The organism is Pseudomonas sp. NPDC088890, assembly GCF_044900155.1.
Lineage (GTDB): Bacteria > Pseudomonadota > Gammaproteobacteria > Pseudomonadales > Pseudomonadaceae > Aquipseudomonas > Aquipseudomonas urmiensis.
Genome location: NZ_JBJDNG010000001.1, coordinates 857,859 through 875,160 on the forward strand (window position 1 = coordinate 857,859; position 17,302 = coordinate 875,160).

At 62.2% G+C, this 17,302-nt stretch carries 16 protein-coding genes; 9 read left to right on the plus strand and 7 right to left on the minus strand.

Going from position 1 to position 17,302, the window contains the following annotated elements; genetic code table 11:
- Positions 1–4 precede the first annotated feature (4 nt).
- Positions 5–1,939 carry an ATP-binding protein gene (locus tag ACI2JX_RS03895; RefSeq protein ID WP_404689419.1) on the plus strand — a complete coding sequence of 645 codons (1,935 nt, stop codon included), beginning with the start codon at positions 5–7 and terminating at the stop codon, positions 1,937–1,939.
- Here the strand turns inward: ACI2JX_RS03895 and ACI2JX_RS03900 are convergent.
- Together ACI2JX_RS03900 and ACI2JX_RS03905 are read right to left on the minus strand one after the other, a co-directional pair.
- A complete protein-coding gene (locus tag ACI2JX_RS03900) occupies positions 1,909–2,070 on the minus strand; it encodes a DUF2986 domain-containing protein (protein WP_404689420.1) in 162 nt (53 codons plus the stop codon). The genes ACI2JX_RS03895 and ACI2JX_RS03900 overlap by 31 nt on opposite strands.
- Before the next feature lie 183 nt (positions 2,071–2,253).
- Positions 2,254–3,171, minus strand: coding sequence for a LysR family transcriptional regulator (locus ACI2JX_RS03905; protein ID WP_186555125.1), 918 nt, complete (start codon positions 3,169–3,171; stop codon positions 2,254–2,256).
- A gap of 129 nt (positions 3,172–3,300) precedes the next feature.
- Between ACI2JX_RS03905 and ACI2JX_RS03910 the strand changes: the two genes are divergently transcribed.
- From ACI2JX_RS03910 to ACI2JX_RS03925, 4 genes are all read left to right on the plus strand, one after another.
- Entirely contained in the window at positions 3,301–4,059 is a 759-nt protein-coding gene (locus ACI2JX_RS03910; RefSeq protein WP_404689421.1) for a 5-oxoprolinase subunit PxpA, read from the plus strand.
- 136 nt (positions 4,060–4,195) lie between these two features.
- Complete coding sequence (locus ACI2JX_RS03915) at positions 4,196–5,068, plus strand: allophanate hydrolase subunit 1 (protein ID WP_264233414.1); 873 nt, start codon at positions 4,196–4,198, stop codon at positions 5,066–5,068.
- Entirely contained in the window at positions 5,065–6,036 is a 972-nt protein-coding gene (locus ACI2JX_RS03920) for a biotin-dependent carboxyltransferase family protein (RefSeq protein ID WP_404689422.1), read from the plus strand. Before ACI2JX_RS03915 ends, ACI2JX_RS03920 begins: the two co-directional genes overlap by 4 nt.
- Positions 6,037–6,305: 269 nt before the next feature.
- Positions 6,306–6,509: a helix-turn-helix domain-containing protein gene (locus ACI2JX_RS03925; protein WP_404689423.1), complete on the plus strand. Its 204-nt coding sequence runs from the start codon at positions 6,306–6,308 to the stop codon at positions 6,507–6,509.
- Between the two features lie 227 nt (positions 6,510–6,736).
- Here the strand turns inward: ACI2JX_RS03925 and ACI2JX_RS03930 are convergent, their stop codons facing one another.
- From ACI2JX_RS03930 to ACI2JX_RS03940, 3 genes are all read right to left on the minus strand, one after another.
- Entirely contained in the window at positions 6,737–8,920 is a 2,184-nt protein-coding gene (locus ACI2JX_RS03930) for a TonB-dependent siderophore receptor (RefSeq protein ID WP_404689424.1), read from the minus strand.
- A gap of 175 nt (positions 8,921–9,095) precedes the next feature.
- A complete protein-coding gene (locus ACI2JX_RS03935) occupies positions 9,096–9,938 on the minus strand; it encodes a TIGR03915 family putative DNA repair protein (protein WP_404689425.1) in 843 nt (280 codons plus the stop codon).
- Positions 9,929–11,149 (minus strand): putative DNA modification/repair radical SAM protein, encoded by a 1,221-nt coding sequence (locus tag ACI2JX_RS03940; RefSeq protein WP_404689426.1) that lies wholly within the window; start codon positions 11,147–11,149, stop codon positions 9,929–9,931. The genes ACI2JX_RS03935 and ACI2JX_RS03940 overlap by 10 nt, the downstream gene beginning before the upstream one ends.
- Before the next feature lie 286 nt (positions 11,150–11,435).
- Here ACI2JX_RS03940 and mqo point away from each other — a divergent pair, with 286 nt between their 5' ends.
- Positions 11,436–13,025 (plus strand): malate dehydrogenase (quinone), encoded by a 1,590-nt coding sequence (mqo, locus tag ACI2JX_RS03945; protein WP_404689427.1) that lies wholly within the window; start codon positions 11,436–11,438, stop codon positions 13,023–13,025.
- Between the two features lie 53 nt (positions 13,026–13,078).
- Here the strand turns inward: mqo and ACI2JX_RS03950 are convergent, their stop codons facing one another.
- Complete coding sequence (locus ACI2JX_RS03950; RefSeq protein ID WP_404689428.1) at positions 13,079–13,990, minus strand: LysR family transcriptional regulator; 912 nt, start codon at positions 13,988–13,990, stop codon at positions 13,079–13,081.
- Between the two features lie 96 nt (positions 13,991–14,086).
- Between ACI2JX_RS03950 and ACI2JX_RS03955 the strand changes: the two genes are divergently transcribed.
- On the plus strand, positions 14,087–14,392 hold the full coding sequence (locus ACI2JX_RS03955; RefSeq protein WP_312151688.1) for a putative quinol monooxygenase: 306 nt from the start codon (positions 14,087–14,089) through the stop codon (positions 14,390–14,392).
- 14 nt (positions 14,393–14,406) lie between these two features.
- Positions 14,407–15,258, plus strand: coding sequence for a type 1 glutamine amidotransferase domain-containing protein (locus tag ACI2JX_RS03960; RefSeq protein WP_404689429.1), 852 nt, complete (start codon positions 14,407–14,409; stop codon positions 15,256–15,258).
- A 233-nt stretch (positions 15,259–15,491) separates the two neighbouring features.
- Here the strand turns inward: ACI2JX_RS03960 and ACI2JX_RS03965 are convergent, their stop codons facing one another.
- The gene (locus ACI2JX_RS03965) at positions 15,492–15,995 is read right to left on the minus strand and encodes a signal peptidase II (protein WP_264233432.1); all 504 of its coding nucleotides are present in this window, start codon (positions 15,993–15,995) and stop codon (positions 15,492–15,494) included.
- A gap of 255 nt (positions 15,996–16,250) precedes the next feature.
- Here ACI2JX_RS03965 and ACI2JX_RS03970 point away from each other — a divergent pair, with 255 nt between their 5' ends.
- On the plus strand, positions 16,251–17,297 hold the full coding sequence (locus tag ACI2JX_RS03970; RefSeq protein WP_404689430.1) for a class I SAM-dependent methyltransferase: 1,047 nt from the start codon (positions 16,251–16,253) through the stop codon (positions 17,295–17,297).
- The last annotated feature ends 5 nt before the right edge of the window (positions 17,298–17,302 follow it).

The window sequence follows — 17,302 nt, forward strand, 5'->3', positions numbered from 1 at the left end:
CGTTATGACTGGCCACAACGCCTCCTTTCCAGTGGACTTTCCACTGCATGCCGGCGCATCGGATAACGATCTTTGCGACATAGAGCTATTGCACAGCATCAGCGTCGCGCTGATCGGTGAGCAGGACCTCGAAGCGTTGTACGGCAAGATCGTCGATGCGGCGGTGTTCATTACCGGCTCGCAGTTCGGCACCATGCAGTTGCTGTGCCCTCAGGCGCATAGTTCTGGTCACGGCGGTGAACTGCAGCTGCTGTGCTCACGCGGTCTGCCCGCCGAAGCGGTCGGTTTCTGGCAGTGGGTACCGCCAACGGCCCACAGCAGCTGTACGCAAGCGCTCAAGCTCGGCAAGCGGGCGATCATCGCCGACTTCGAACAGTGGGCTGAGATCGCCGGTACTGAAGACCTGAACGCCTTCCGCCGCACCGGTATCCGGTCTGCCCAGTCGACGCCGCTACTGTCGCGCGATGGCAGGCTGCTGGGGATGATCTCGACCCATTGGAGTGCGCCCCATCAGCCCTCCCAGCGAGACTTGCGCTTGCTCGACATCCTCGCCCGCACCGCTGCGGACCTACTCGAGCGGACCATGGCCGAAGAAGCCCTGCGCGCCCGCGAGCAAGAGCTTGAACGTACCTGCGCGCACTTGCGGGCAAGCGAAGAGCAGCAGCGCAAGGCCAAAGCTCAGCTGCGTGAGTTGAATGAAACCCTTGAGCACCGGGTCGCCGCGCGTACCGCCGAGCTGATGCAGGCCGAAGAGAAACTGCGCCAGTCGCAGAAGATGGAAGCGGTCGGCCAGCTAACGGGAGGGTTGGCCCACGACTTCAATAACCTGCTCGCCGGCATCTCCGGCTCGCTTGAGCTGATCAGCATGCGCATCGCCCGTGGCCGCCTGGGCGATATCGACAAGTACTTGGTCGCCGCGCAAGGCGCTACCAAGCGTGCGGCCGCCCTTACCCATCGATTGCTGGCTTTCTCGCGGCGGCAGACCCTCGAGCCGCGACCGCTCAACGTCAATACCTTGATGTTCGGCATGAGCGAGCTGATCCAACGCACCGCCGGCCCCGGCATACAAGTCCAGACCCTCGGCGATGCGGACCTGTGGCCAGCGTTCGTCGACGCCAGTCAGCTGGAAAATGCGCTGCTCAATTTGTGCATCAACGCCCGTGATGCCATGCCTGACGGGGGGCGCATTACCTTGCACGCCAGCAATCAATGGCTGGACCCAGTGGCTGCCCTGGCACACGATGTCCCCGAGGGCGCTTATCTGTGCCTGAGCGTGACCGACACCGGCAGTGGCATGCCCGCGGACGTGATGGCGCACGTGTTCGAGCCATTCTTTACCACCAAGCCGCTCGGCCAGGGTACTGGCCTGGGCTTGTCGATGATCTACGGCTTTGCCCAGCAGTCTGGCGGCCAGGTGCGCATCTGCTCGACAGTCGGTGAAGGCACCACGGTGTTCATCTACCTGCCGCGCCACCACGGCGACGCCCCCGCCGAGGAGCCAGCACCCGGCACAGAGGCGGTGTCGATTGCCCAGCCTGGCGAGACCGTACTGTTGGTGGACGATGAACCGACCATGCGTATGCTGCTGACCGATGTGCTCAGCGAGCTCGGCTATACCGTGATCGAGGCCGCCGACAGTGCCACCGGGCTGCAGCTGTTGCGCTCAGACGTGCATATCGACTTGCTGATCACCGATGTCGGCCTGCCCGGTGGCATGAACGGTCGGCAAATGGCCGATGCCGGGTTGCAACTTCGGCCAACCCTCAAGACCTTGTTCATCACCGGTTACGCCGAGCACGCGGTGATCGGCGAGGGTCAGCTGCAACCTGGTATGCAGGTGCTGACCAAGCCATTTGCGGTCGACAGCCTGGGCGGGCGTGTGCGTGAGCTGCTGGCGTTGCAGCCGAATCAGCTCTCTGGGAGCGAGCCTGAGTCTTGATCGCCCTGGGCAGCCAACTTCGCCCGGTCTGCTTTGCAGATGTATTTGGGTTTGTTTTTTGGAGCCAGTTTGGCGCTGGCTTTTTTCGCGTGAGCCTTTAACAGCTGCTTGATTTTTTTCTGCCGATTCATGGTTTCAACTCGATTCGTGACTGCGTGGGATATCAACCCGATCCCAGGGGCTCGGTCTAACGGCTGGCTAGCCGGTGTCCGCGATGGCGAAATTTTACTCCATTGCTGCGGGATCGGTATCGATCTGCGTGGCGCGGACAAGCACCGCCGCTGACTGCGCGGCCTTAGAGCACCTCGACCCGCTTAGCGTCGAGCCAAATGCTGCTGCGGCGCCATGAACGCTGCATGGAAGTAGCTGCGCAGCGCTTGCATCGCCGGGCTTAATTCGCGCTCGCGATGCCAGGCCAGGCCAACGCTCATGGGCGTGACCTGATCGCTGATCGTCACCGTTTCGATCCGCTTGCCTTCCAACGACCACGGACGGTGCACCAGATCCGACAGAATCGCCACGCCGCTGCCGTTGGCTACCATGCTGCGCACCGCCTCGACGGAGCTTGTGCGCACGCGCACGTCTGGTTGCTGCCCGGCTTGTTGCCAGTAACGCATCGCGCTTTGTTCGGCTTCATCGACTGTAAGCAGGATGTAAGGTTGCTGGGCGACATCGGCCAGGCTCACCGCCGAGCGTTCGCACAGTGGGTGATGGCTGGGCAGCCACAGTCGACGTTCGGAGTTGAACAGCGTCTCGGACACGATATCCGGGTGGGTAAGGTTGGCGGTCAATACCACCGCCATGTCGAAGCGACCTTCGAGTAACCCCTGCTCGATGGCGCTGCGTTCCTGTTCATGAACCTCGATCAGCACATCGGGGTGCCAGTGCTCCAGGCGTTGCAAGTGATGCGGCAGAAAGTAACCAATGACCGTGTAGCTCGCCGCCAGGCGCAGCAGGCCGCTGGCGCGTACATCCGGCAGCGGGCTGTTCAGCGCATCGTCGACGCTGCGCAGGATCACGTAGGCGCGGTTGAGAAAATGCCGGCCAGCGTCGGTCAGGCTCATGCCTTGGGCCGATCGCTGGAACAGCAGCGCGCCGAGCATGGCCTCCAGCTCCTTGATCGCGGTGGTCACCGCCGACTGGGAAATGTTCAGGTGCAGCGCCGCCTGGGAGATCTGACCGATCTCGGCGGTGGCAACGAAATAGCGCACCTGGCGTAGGGTCAGCGACATTTAGGCTCCGGTGAGGGGTATCTGTTTTTCAGAAGACAGCCCATCTGTTTATAGATCTTCCCAAGGGGTGCTGGGGAATTTAACGTGGGCTGCAGCAACCCACAAGCAGGCACCGTAGGAGAGCGCACAATGCAGGTCGTGGATTTCAACTCGGACATGGGCGAGGGCTTTGGCCCCTGGACCATCGGCGATGGCGTCGACCATGAGCTGATGGCCTTCATCAGTTCGGCCAACATCGCCACGGGTTTTCATGCCGGCGACCCCGGCACCATGCGCCGTACGGTGGAGCGGGCCAAGGCGGTGGGCGTGGCTATCGGTGCTCACCCAGGCTTTCGCGACCTGGTCGGCTTTGGCCGTCGGCACATCAATGCCCCGGCCCAGGAGCTGGTCGATGACATGCTCTACCAGCTTGGCGCCCTGCGTGAGATCGCCCGCGCTCAAGGCGTGGCCCTGCAGCACATCAAGCCCCATGGCGCGCTGTACATGCACTTGGCGCGCGATGAAGAGGCTGCACGCTTACTGGTAGAAAACCTGCAGCGACTGGAGCCTGAACTGCTGCTGTACTGCATGCCCGGCTCGGCGATCTGCCGCATTGCCCAAACGCTTGGCCAGCCAGTGATTCGCGAGTTCTATGCCGACCGTGAATATGACCTGAGCGGCTCGATCGTGTTCACCCGTAACGTTCGCGGCTATGAGCCAAGCCATGTCGCCGAGCGGGTCTTGCGGGCCTGCCAAGAGGGGGTAGTGCGCACGGTCGAAGGCCAGGACCTGCCGATCAGCTTCGATTCCATTTGCCTGCATAGCGATACCCCAGGCGCCCTGCAACTGGTCGAGGCCACACGCAAGGCCCTGGATGCTGCCGGAATCAGCGTGCGCGCGCCGCGCTGACGTCAACGGGCACCTGGCGCATACAGACCAGGGTCCGCAGCGTTGTTTTTGCCTGCCTTTCTACAAGTATTCCAAGAGGAACAGTCATGGCCGAGCATGCTTTCATCATTCCACTGCCTCGCCCCGGAGGCGCGAAATGAACGCGCCGATCCGCTACAGCTTTGGCGCCGACGAACACCTGTTTGCCGAGGTCAGCGACAGCATGTCGCTGGAAGCCTTCTTCAAAGGCATGGCCGTGACCCGCGCGGTCGAGCGCCTGCAACTGGATGGGGTGCTCGATGTGTGCCTGGCCAACGCCTCGTTCCAGATCCGCTTCGATCCTGATCGCATCGCCCCGCAGGCGCTGCTCGAAGCGGTGCAGGGCGCGGAGGCCGAGGCCGTCGCCGAGCGCTCGTTGCACACGCGGATCATCGAGATCCCGGTGCTGTACAACGATCCCTGGACCCATGAAACGCTAATGCGTTTTCGCGACCGGCATCAGGACCCAGACGCCACCGACCTTGAGTACGCGGCGCGGATCAATGGCCTGGCCGATGTCGAGGCGTTCATTGCCGCCCACAGCGGTGCGCCGTGGTTCGTGTCGATGGTCGGCTTCGTTGCCGGCTTGCCGTTCATGTTCCAGATGGTCGAGCGTGAACGTCAGCTGCAAGTGCCCAAGTATTTGCGTCCACGAACCGACACGCCGAAGCTGACCCTGGGCCATGGCGGGTGCTTTGGCTGCATCTACTCAGTGCGCGGGGCGGGTGGCTATCAGATGTTCGGCGTAACCCCCGCGCCGATCTACGATCCGCAGCAGCAGTTGGATTACCTCAAGGAACACATGGTGTTCTTCCGGCCGGGCGATATCGTCCAGTTCAAACCGATTGACCGCGATGCCTACGACCAGGCCGTGGATGAGGTTGAAAGCGGCCGGTTCACTCTGCGCATCCGTTCGGTGGAATTCTCCCTGGATGCTTTTTTAGCCGACCCGGTTGGCTATCCCCAGTCGCTGCAGGAGGCATTGGCATGATCAAGGTACTCAAGCCTGGCCTGGCCACCTCGGTGCAGGACCTGGGCCGTGAAGGCTACTACCACCTGGGTATCCCGCCATCGGGTGCGCTCGACCAATATGCGCTGCGTGCGGCTAACCAACTGGTCGGCAACCCGGCCGGCGCAGCCGGGCTGGAATGCACCCTGGTGGGGCCGGAGCTGGAGTTCCAGGCCGATGCCCTGGTGGCGGTGTGCGGCGCGCAGATGCCAGTGCGCCTGGACGGGGTGGAGCAGTATCCGGACACGGCGTTCAAGGTCCGCGCCGGGCAGGTGTTGCGCTTTGACTTCCCCCGCGCCGGCGCGCGCGCCTATCTGGCGGTGGCCGGTGGCATCGATGTCCCGCAGGTGCTGGGCAGTCGCTCCACCTACGGGCTGGGCGCGCTGGGGGGGTGGCAGGGGCGCAAGCTGGTGGCGGGCGATCTGTTGCCGGTGGGTGTGGCCAGCGGTAAAAGCCGCGCAGGCGCCAGCCTGCCGATGGCCTTGCGGCAGAGTCTGGGCGGGGAGGTGCTGCTGCGGGTGGTGCCCGGTCTGTACTACGACCGCTTGACGGCGACGGCCGCGCGCGACTTCTTCAGCGATGCGTGGACGGTGGGGTCCGAGGCGGACCGAATCGGCTATCGCTTCAAGGGCGGTAGCGCGTTGAGTTTCCAGCCGCGCGAGCAACCTTTTGGTGCGGGCTCCGATCCTTCGAATATCGTCGACAGTTGCTACCCGATTGGTTCGATCCAGGTACCGGCAGGCTTGGAGCCGATCATCCTGCACCGGGATGCGGTATCCGGTGGCGGTTACGCGATGATTGGCACGGTGATCAGTGCTGACCTGGATTTGATCGGGCAGATGCAGCCCAACCAGCAGGCGCGGTTCGTTGAGGTGACGCTTGAGCAGGCGTTGGAGGCGCGGCGCTCATACAAGAAGCGCCTGGCGTTTGTGGAGCGGCTGGTTACCTGAAAGCCAGCGCTTGTTGGTCAGTTGTGACGCTAACGCGGGGCAAGCCCGCTTCTACACGATCTGCGCAGCACGCATCGATCGTGTAGGCGCGTCGCGTGCTGCGCCCTACAGAGTCGGCAGGTCGTCAAACGCGCAAGAACGATCAAATCCCCACCCCAGACATTTGCTACTGTCGGCGCTGCTTTGGAGGAGCATCGTCACGCGCAGTATCGAAAATATCCTGTGGTTCATCGAGTCAGAGTTGCAGTCGGAGCTCGACCTGAGCCGCGTTGCCCAGCGCTTCGACCTGTCGCCGTTCGCCCTGTCGCCGTTATTTCTCGCTGACCACCGGTTGGCCGGTGATGCGCTACATCCGTGCCCGTCGGCTTAGCGACGCCGCCCTGGCGTTGCGCAACGGCCAGCCAGATATCCTGCAGGTGGCGTTGACGGCAGGCTATGGCTCCCACGAAGCCTTCACCCGTGCGTCGCTTTGATGATGCGCCTGAGTTGGCCTACAGCCCAGACTTTGATCCGGGGCGTGAGACCGGTTACGTCGACGTGTGGATTCCGATAGCCCGCCGTTGAGGCGTGCGCCAATCGAGGCTCAGACGTACAACAGCTGATCAAGGCGGGCGCGTGGCCTGACAAAGGCCAGCGATTGCAGGGCTAAGCGAGGAGGGTGAGGTGCGCGTCCCTGCGCAGAGTGGGTAGGGGCGATGACTTAGAAGCTGTATTTGGCCGTCAGCATCATGTTGCGTGGGGCGCCATACGTGTCGCCGCCGTACTGCCAGGAAGAGGAGATCGACGAGTAGTATTTGCGATCGAAGATATTGTTGGCATTGAGTTGCAGGTCCAGGTGCTGGTTGACCTGGTAGCCGGCCATCACGTCAGTGACGGCATAGGCGCCCTGGATCAAGCGGTAGTTGCTGCCGTCGCTAAGTGCGATGTCGTTGTACATGCGGCTCTGCCAGTAGACGTTGCCGCCGACGCGCAGTTTTTCCAGCGGGCCCTGGAAGCGGTAGACAGTCGAGAGCTTGAACATGCGCTCGGGCAAGTCGGTGGTGAGCTGCTTGTTGACCTTCTCCGGGCTTTTTTCATCCTTGGTGGTGTGCGCGCGGGCATAGGTGTAACCGGCGCCGACCTGCCAGTTGTCGGTCAGTGCGCCCTGCAGTTCCAACTCGATACCCTGGCTGCGAACCTCACCGGAGGCCTCGTAGCAAGCCAGTTGTGGGCACGGTACGTCGACTTGTACGGCTCGGTTTTCCTGGTCGATGCGGAACACCGCCAAGCTTGCGTTCAGGGCGCCGTCGAAGTACTCACCCTTGATGCCGACCTCGTAGTTCTTGCCCACGATCGGCTTGACCGGCGTGCCGGAGACGTCCTTGGAGCTCTGCGGGTTGAAGATGTCGCTGTAGCTGACATACACCGAGTGATGCTCGTCCAGATCGTAGATCAGGCCGGCATAGCGGGTGACGTTGCGGGTCACCTTGTAGCTGGCGTCGGAGTCGTCACGGTTGTCGTAGTCGTACCAGTCCAGGCGCCCACCGAGGATCAGTTTCAGCGGGTCGGCCAGGCTCAGGCGGGTGCTCATGTAGACCGCATCCTGGGTGGTGACTTCACGGGTGTTGTCGGTGTGGACGAAGTTCGGCTTCGGCCCATTGAGCGGCCAGAACATGTTGTAGGGGCTGTAGTTGTTGGTGGTCATGTCATAAATGCGTTTGCTCGCACCCACCACCAGTTCGTGGCTGCGACCAAAGGCTTGGAATGGGCCGCTGGCAAACGCGTCCAGGCCGGCCTGGTTTTCTTCCTGGCCAGACTGGTAGACGGTTCTTTGCAACGACTGGTCGGCGGCCCAGCGCGACTGATAGGAACCTGAGAACAGCGCATCCTGCTCGCTATAGGTGGCATTGACTTGCAATTTCCAGTCGTTGGCCAGGCGCTGGCGCACCTCGGCGAACACTGTGTTGATTTCCTGGTCTTTGTTTTCCCAGTCAGTGCCTGGGTTGTACGAGCGCGGCAAATCCAGGTGGTGGCCGTCCAGGCCCACCATCGACGCGCCCCAGAAGTAATTGGTCTTGTCTTTCTGGTTGGAGAAGCCCAGCGTCAGGGTGGTGTCGTCGCTCAGGTCCGCTTCAGTGATCGCATAGAACAGGCCATGGCTTTCCTCCATGCTGTCGACGAAGCCGTTGGCATCACGATAGGAGGCGACCACTCGTCCGCGCAGGGTGCCGCTGTCGTTGAGCGGACTGGAGGCGTCGATCTCGCCGCGGTAGTTGTCCCAAGTGCCGGCAGCCCCGGTCAGGGTGACTTTCTGTTCGGCCAGCGGACGCTTGCGGACCAGGTTGATCGCTGCCGAGGGGTTGCCGCTGCCGGTGACCAGGCCAGTTGCGCCACGCACCACTTCCACCCGGTCGAACATTGCCAGGTTCGGCTGGGCGCCGACCGTCCAGCCCTGATAGTTGCTGGGGATGCCGTCGTACATCAGGTTATCGATATCAAAGCCACGCGCCGAATACGTCTGGCGCCCTGGGCCGCTGGATTGGCTGAGGAACAGGCCTGGGCTGTACTTGACCACATCGTTGATGCTGGTCATGGCCTGATCGTCCATGCGCTGACGGGTGATCACGGTCACCGCTTGTGGGGTCTCGCGCAGGCTCAAGGGCAATTTGGTTGCAGTCGCCATGGCGCCGGTGGTGTAGGAGGTCGTTCCTTCTGTCGTGCTGCCCAGACCGGTAGAGCTGACCTCGGTAGCGCCGAGCTCCATTACCGCACCATTGGATTGCGCCTGATCCTTGGGCGTGTCGGCTTCCTCGGCCAGCGCCGGGGCGACGGTCGCCATACAGATGGCCATGGCCAGTAGATTGCGTGAGGGGCTGAAGCGGCGTTGCGAAGAAGGGCGCGACATGAGCAGCGGTTCCTGACGGGTTAAAAGAGCAAATAATTCTGCGTCTGAGAATGATTAGCAATCAGTGTGTCAGGATTTGTCGCAGGAAAAAAGACGGGTCCCCTACAATTTTTTAGGAAATTTTCACATTTGCAGGCGAAGGCTGGGAAAGCGCAGGAGAAGGTTGGCCGCAGGCCTAATCGCGAGCCTTGGCAATCCGCTTGCCAGCTTGCTGCGCCACTTCCAGCGCCTGGCCATCGCGCTGCTTGCCTTGGCGAGCCTGGCCCATCAGTTGCGGGATCAGCATGCCCTCGGGCAAGTGCCGCCAGAACCTGCCCGGCATGTGCAGGCGCAGGGCATCGGGATTGAGCCGGGCCGGGTTGAAGGTGTGTCGGTAGTAGGTGCGCCACAGCTCTGCGCCGGGATCTTCGGCGTGCCGCGCCCATTGGCGCCACTGCTCTGGACAGTGACGACGGTAATCCAGGGTTTGCCCATCGAAGCGCATAGCGTCGCGATCGGTTGCAATCAACCAGCGCTGGCGGCCGAGGCGATCGGCGAAGTGGCTGCTGGCACTTTCGAGGATGTCGTGCGCCGGTTCATGGTAGGCGACCAGGTCAAGCTGCAGCTGCTCGGCGAGCAGCGCTGGAAGCGGTACGAAACGCACGAAGGCGTGCAGGTGGTGGGCTTCGCGGCTGACCTGCTTGATCCGCCGGTGCAGTTCGCTCCCTAGGCGATCACCTGCGAGCATGGCAGTGCGGTCGCCGTGGGCAACCCGCCAGAGCACCTCATACAACAGGTTCCAGCGCTGCTCGCCGTGGTAGCGGGCCGCCTGCTCCAGCTGGCTCAACAGGGCCGCCGGTACTTTCGCTTGGAATGGCCCACGGCCTTCTGGCAATGGCGTTGGCACGGCGAGCAAATCGTCGATCGGACCTTGTGCCCAGCTGACCTGGGCGGGGTCGATGCCGTGGCTGAGCAGCGTGCGCGCCTGTTCGCGCCACAGGGCAAAATGGTTGTCGCAATCGAGCGCGATCATCCCCACAGCCCCATCTGCACCGGGGCCTGCGGGTCGCGCAGGCGTGCGCGCAACAGGCCGCTGCGCAGCTCGGCTTGAGCCGGGCGGTAGTCACTGGTGACGATGAATGGGCGAGCCTTGTCCAGCACACACCGCAGCTGGATCAGGTCGTCATAGCGGATGCGCCGTTCCCGGCGCAGCGCGACCAGCCGCTGCACGCTGCGCAGACCGATGCCGGGGATGCGCGCCAACAGCGCAGGTTCGGCGCGGTTCACATCGAGCGGGAATACCTCACGGTTGGCCAAGGCCCAGGCGAGCTTTGGGTCTATGTCCAGATCCAGGTTGCCTGCCTGGCTCAGTAGCTCACCGGCCTTGTAGCCATAGCCGCGCATCAGGAAGTCGGCCTGGTACAAGCGGTGCTCGCGCAGCAGCGGCGGGGCTGCCAACGGCACGCTGTCAGGGCTGTCGGGTATCGGGCTGAAGGCCGAGTAATAAACGCGCTTGAGGCCATAGCCTTGGTACAGCGATTCGGCATTGCCCAGCAGGGTGCGGTCATCGGTGTCGTCGGCGCCGACGATCACTTGGGTGCTTTGCCCCGCCGGGGTGAAGCGCGGCGCGCGAGGTTCGCCCGCTACTGCCAGCTGGCCTTGCTGGATGGTGCCCATGGCCAGGCGGATGGTATGTGCGTGCTTTTCCGGAGCCAGGCGTTTGAGGCTGGCGTCGGTAGGCAGTTCGACATTGACGCTGAGCCGATCGGCCAGGCGGCCGGCTTGTTCGATCAGTAGGGGGTCGGCATCGGGAATGGTCTTGAGGTGGATGTAGCCTCGGAATTCGTGCTCCTCACGTAGCAGGCGCGCCACCTCGATCAATTGCTCCATGGTGTAGTCGGCCGAGCGGATGATGCCGGAGCTGAGAAACAGGCCGCTGATGCAGTTGCGCCGGTAGAAATCCAGGGTAAGGCGCACCACCTCCTCTGGGCTGAAGCGCGCTCGCGGGACGTTGCTGGAGCGGCGGTTGACGCAGTATTGGCAGTCGTAGAGACAGAAATTGGTCAGCAGTACCTTGAGCAACGAGACGCAGCGGCCATCAGGGGTGTAGCTGTGGCAGATGCCCATGCCATCGGTGGCGCCAAGCCCCTCGCGGCCACGCGAGCTGCGCTTGGGTGCGCCGCTACTGGCGCACGAGGCGTCGTATTTGGCAGCGTCGGCAAGAATGCCGAGTTTGGCGATGAGTTGCATGCGGTCTACTCAAAATACTGAATATTCATACAGTATTTGCAGAAGGAGTTGGATGCAAGTGCCTGTTGTCGTCTGTGTTCGCCGGATTCCGAAAACCGCAGGTGCCGCGATAGCGTCTACAGGGTACGCAATCGCGGGGCAAGCCCGCTCCGGGTTCTTGGGTGCTGGCAAATGATGCCCGAGTGAATTGCTCAGCTAAGCTTGATTCCAGGCTGAATGTGACGGAGCAGGGCATGGAGAAGCACGCAGAACAGATCGAGGCCCGCTGCGCCTCGTGGGAGAGGACATGAACATCACGATCAAGTCGAAATGGGCGTTGGCCAGCCTGGTCATGGCCTGCGGCCTATTCAATGCCCAGGCAGCAGAGTCCAAGCGGGTCGATGTGTTGCTGGTGGGTGGCGGCATCATGAGCTCGACCTTGGCCATTTGGCTCAATGAACTGGAGCCGGGGTGGTCGATGCAGATGGTCGAGCGCCTGGACAAAGTCGCCGAGGAAAGCTCCAACGGCTGGAACAACGCCGGCACCGGCCACTCGGCGTTGGCCGAGCTTAACTACACGCCGGAGAAGAACGGCAAGATCGACATCTCCAAGGCCATCGAGATCAATGAGTCGTTCCAGATCACCCGGCAGTTTCTGGCCTGGCAGGTCAAGAGCGGGGTGCTGAAGAACCCGCGCTCGTTCATCAATTCCACGCCGCACATGAGCTTCGTCTGGGGCGATGACAACATCCGCTTCTTGAAACGGCGTTACGAGGCGCTGCAGGCCAGCCCGCTGTTCCGCCCCATGCAGTACTCCGAGGACCCGGAGCAGATCAAGAAGTGGGTGCCTCTGATGATGGAAGGACGTGATCCGAATCAGAAATTGGCGGTGACCTGGACGCCGATCGGCACTGATGTGAATTTCGGCGAGATCACCCGCCAGTACGTCGGCTACCTGCAAAGTCGACCGAATTTCGACTTGAAATTGTCGACCGAAGTGGAAGACATCACCCGTAACGACGATGGCTCTTGGCACGTCGAGTACAAGAACCTCAAGGACGGCAGCAAATCAGCCACTGATACCAAGTTCTTGTTCATCGGGGCAGGTGGTGCGGCGCTGCCGCTGCTGCAAAAAGCCGGCATCGATGAGGCCAAGGATTACGCGGGCTTTCCGGTCGGCGGCTCGTTCCTGGTGACCGACAACCCGGCCATCGCCAAGCGGCACATGGCCAAGGCCTACGGTATCGCCTCGACCGGTGCGCCGCCGATGTCGGTGCCGCACCTGGACACCCGCGTGCTCGATGGCAAGCAGGTGATTCTGTTCGGGCCGTTCGCCACCTTCTCCACCAAGTTTCTCAAGGAAGGGTCGCTCCTGGACCTGTTTGCCAGCATGTCTACCCACAACGTCTGGCCGATGGTTCGGGTAGGGGTGCGTGAGTTCGATCTGGTGCAGTACCTGATCGGCCAAGTGCTGCAATCGGATGCTGATCGGTTTGACGCGCTCAAGACCTATTTCCCCAACGCCAAGCAGGAAGACTGGCGCCTGTGGCAGGCTGGCCAGCGTGTGCAGATCATCAAGAAAGACAAGGATCAGGGCGGTGTCCTGAAGCTGGGTACCGAAGTGGTCGCCGCCAAGGATGGCAGCATCGCCGGCTTGCTCGGTGCCTCGCCGGGCGCCTCGACTGCACCGCCGATCATGCTCGATCTGATGCAGCGGGTGTTCAAGGACAAAATGGCCTCGCCGGCCTGGCAGACCAAACTGCGTGAGATCATCCCATCCTATGGCACGCGGTTGAACGACCACCCAGACATGGTCGAGAAAGAGTGGGCCTATACCAACGAGGTACTGCAACTGGCAGTGCCGAGTAGTGCGCCAACGCCTGTGGCCACGCCCTAATCGTTAGCTTATTGCGGGCACGTCGGCCCCCGGCTGTGCCCGCAATCGAGTCTTCAGGCCTTAGCGGCCACCTCCCACACTTGCTGACGGAACCATTTGCGTAATGGGTCGGTGTGGGTGCGTTCGTGCCAGATCTGCATGAGCTCGATTGTTGGTAGCGCCAAGGGCATGGGGTAAATGCACAGCTGCGGATCACGCTCGACGGCTTCGACCGCCACTGCCCGCAGGCAGGTAAGGAGTAGATCGGTGCCGCGGATCAAGCGGGCCGGCGCCAGGAAGCTGGACAGTCCGGCCACCACCCGCCGGCTGCGCCCCTCAGCGCGCAGCGCGCGGTCGACCAGGCCGTCGAGATCACCGGTCAGGGTGGTCAGCAGATGCTCGCAAGCAAGAAACGCCTCCAGGCTCATCCCTGCGCCAAGGCGCGGGTTGCTGCGTGCGGCCAGCACCACGAAGTCTTCGCTGAGCAGGCGCTGCTGGTGGAAGGTGTCCGGCAAATCGGTGTAGAAGCCGGCGATGGCCAGGTCGCAGGTGCCTTTTTCCAGGGCTTCGCGTGGCAGTTGGCCACGGGTGTTGTGGGTGATCAACACCAGGTTGGGCGCCTGGCTGCGGATGATCGGCAGCAACCGAGGTAGTAGCGTCTGCTCCATGTAGTCGGTGCTGTACAGATGCAGGCGGGCAGGGCGGGTGAGGAAGTCCAGGCCATCGCAGCGTTCATAGAAACCCTGTAGATCTTCAACCAGACGCTGCACTTGCGGCGCCATCTCGTGAGCCCGGGGTGTCGGCGTCAGGCCGCGTGGCGCGCGCACGAACAAGGGGTCGCCGAACTGATGCCGCAGTTTGTTGAGCTTATGGCTTAGCGCCGGTTGGCTGAGGGCCATGCGCTCGGCGGCCAGGGTGGCATTGCGCTCTTGATAGAGCACGTGGAATACCAGCAATAGATTGAGATCTTTGTGAGTGATATTCATTTTTTGGATCGCAGGCATAAGCGCTTTCGAATTATCGAATCATAGCGCGCTGGTTAGCATAGGCCCACTGATCGTTACCACTCACTGGGAGGCCCCATGCCTATCAGCATTTTTGCCACCATCTGCCCAAAACCCGAGCATCGCGACGCGCTAGAGCAAGCCCTGCGTTCATTGGTTGCCGATTCGCGCGCCGAGCCCGGCAATCTGCGCTACGACCTGTTCGTTCGAGAGGGCGATGAAGTGGCGTTCGAGCTGTTCGAGCTGTACACCGACCACGCTGCCATCGAGGCGCACCGGCAGAGCGCTCACTATCAGGCTTATCGCGCCACTGTCGCCGACTGGCTGGTTAGCGCCCCGCAAGTCCATCTGGCTCGTCCACTGGACACCGCTCCTTTCGCCTGAATCTGGGAAGACTGATGAACAAGACCTCTACTCTGGCGCTGGCTATTGCCGGTGCGCTGTTTGCCGGTGGCGCCGCCGCCGCGCCCAAGGGCGAAGTGCTGGTGCTGCTGTCCAGCGAAAATCAACTGCCGTTGCAAGACGGCAAGCAGTACTCCACCGGTTATTACCTCAACGAATTCGGCGTACCAGCCGACCAGTTGTTAAAGGCCGGTTACACGCTGGTGTTGGTCACGCCCAAGGGTAATGCGCCCAGTGTCGATATACGCTCGGTCGACCCGCAGTACTTTGGCGGTGACGCCGCAGAAATGCAGCGTATCGGCAAGCTGGTGGACAGCCTGCCTGGGATCAAAGACACCCTGTCAGTGAAAGAAGTGCTTGCTGGGGATTTGCATCGTTACGCGGGGCTGTTCATTCCAGGTGGCCATGCGCCGTTGATTGATCTGGCCAATAACCCCGATGTTGGCGCGCTGTTGCGTCATTTCCATCAAGCGGGCAAGCCAACCGCGGCCATCTGCCACGGACCGATTGCGCTGTTGTCTGCCCAGCAGGACCCTGCCAGCTACCAGGCAGCGTTGGCTCGCGGCGACAAACCAGCGGCCAGTAACTGGATCTACCAGGGCTATCGCATGACCATTTTCTCCGACCCCGAGGAACAGGTCTTCGAAGGCTCGCTGAAGGATCAACGGCTGTTGTTCTACCCGGCCAACGCCATGGCTGGCGCGGGAGGCCAGATGAACTACGCCAACGCCTGGACGCCCCACGTGGTGGTCGACCGCGAGCTGATCACTGGGCAGAACCCGTTCTCCGACAAGGCGCTGGCCAAAGCGTTGGTTGAGAGCCTGGAAAAGCGCGGGGGAACTAACTGATTGAGTCTGCTGAACCAGCAGCACGGCGGTGACCTGCTGTTGGTTCATGCGACGGCTTTATTGATTATCAAGCAGATGCCGATTTGCCACGTTTAACAGGGCGTCCTGCTTTGGGGCCGCTTTGCGCCCCCTTAATCTTGAGTGAACAGCATTAGGCTAGGGCCAGGTTTTTGTTGCTCATCTCCAGCACCACTTGATCCATAGCGCAACTCTCCAGCTTATATAGTCCTAGCCTAAACCTTAGCCTTGCTCGGTTTCGTCAGCCCATCCACTGCCAATACCACCGCGCCGGCCATGATGGCGATATCGGCGAGGTTGAATACGCCGGTGTGCAGCGACCCGAGATTGAGCACCAGGTAGTCGACCACGTGGCCGTCGCGGGCGACGCGGTCGATCAGGTTCGATACTCCACCCAGGGCGATGAAATACACCGACACCGCCTTGAGCGGTGCGCGTGTCCAGCGCGACAGGGCCCAGCCGATCGCCCAGCAGCACACCACGCCGACGGCAACAACGAAAATCAGTTGCTTCAAGCCTGGGGCAAGGTTGGCGCCCAGGCTCAGAAACGCACCCGGGTTGAGGCTCAGGCCCACGTCCATCCAGGCGACGCTGTTACCGAAGCTGTAGCTCTGCGCCTTGAGGGCGACCAGTGCGAGCAGTTTGATCCATTGATCGAAGATGACGAAGGCGACACCGATGAGCACGGCGACGAGGCGGCTTTGCGACAGCTGGGGCATTGAAGGCAGTCCTTTGCTGCGCCTGGTCGGTCGGAATTGGCAAGTGGGCGCGCAGCGGCGCGAAGATAGCGCAGGCCGCCCAGCGCGTCTATCCGGCAACCGCCCGGTCGCACAAGCCGAGGGCTAGACTTAAAGCCTTGGGCTGTTGCACAGCACCCGGCAACAGTCGCCACTATCGATCCGACCACCGCCCGTAGCCGCGCGCAGTGGGTGCTCCCTGGCTGACGGTGGCCTTCGCGTAGAGGAGGTCAGGTCATGGACGAGGCAAAGCTGCAAGACTTCATGGGCAAGCTGGTCGGCGACATGGGCGCGGCGGCAACGCTGGCCAATGTCATTCTTGGCGATGAGTTGGGGCTGTATCGGGCCATGGCCGACAGCCAGCCGGTCACGCCCCAGGCACTGGCGCAAAAGACCGGCTGCCACCCACGCCTGGTGCGCGAGTGGCTCAACGCCCAGGCTGCCTCCGGCTACATGCGCCACGACAACGGGACTTTCCTGCTGCCAGAGGAGCACGCCTTGGCCCTGGCCATCGAGGATTCGCCCGTGTACATGGCGGGCGGGGCAGCGGTGGTGGCGGCGCTGTTTCATGACAAGGACAAGCTGGTGAGCGCCATGCGTGGTGACGGTGGCCTGGCCTGGGGCGATCATCACCCGTGCATGTTCAGCGGCACCGAGCGTTTCTTCCGGCCGGGTTATCGCACGTTCCTGGTGGCTGAGTGGCTACCGGCACTCGAGGGGGTAGTCAGTAAGCTTGAGAAAGGCGCGAAGGTGGCCGATATCGGTTGTGGCCACGGCGCCTCGACCCTGGTCATGGCCCAGGCGTTTCCCGCCTCGCGCTTTGTCGGCTATGACTACCACGCGCCTTCGATCCTCACCGCCCGGGAGCGGGCCAAAGAGGCGGGGCTTGAACAGCGTGTCGCGTTCGAGCAGGCCACTGCCAAGGACTATCCAGGCCATGACCACGACCTGGTGTGCTTCTTTGACTGCCTGCATGACATGGGCGACCCTGTGGGGGCGGCGCGCCACGCCTATCACGCGCTCAAGGACGACGGCACGGTGATGTTGGTCGAACCCTACGCCGAAGATACCCTGGACGGCAATATCAACCCGGTCGGGCGCTTGTTCTATGCAGCCTCCACGTTCATCTGCACGCCGAATTCGCTATCCCAGGAAGTGGGCCTTGGATTGGGTGCGCAAGCGGGCCAGGCGCGGCTCAGGGCGGTGTTCGAGGAGGCAGGCTTCAAGCAGTTCCGGCGTGCGACGCAGACGCCGTTCAACTTGATCCTGGAGGCGCGCAAGTAAGCGCA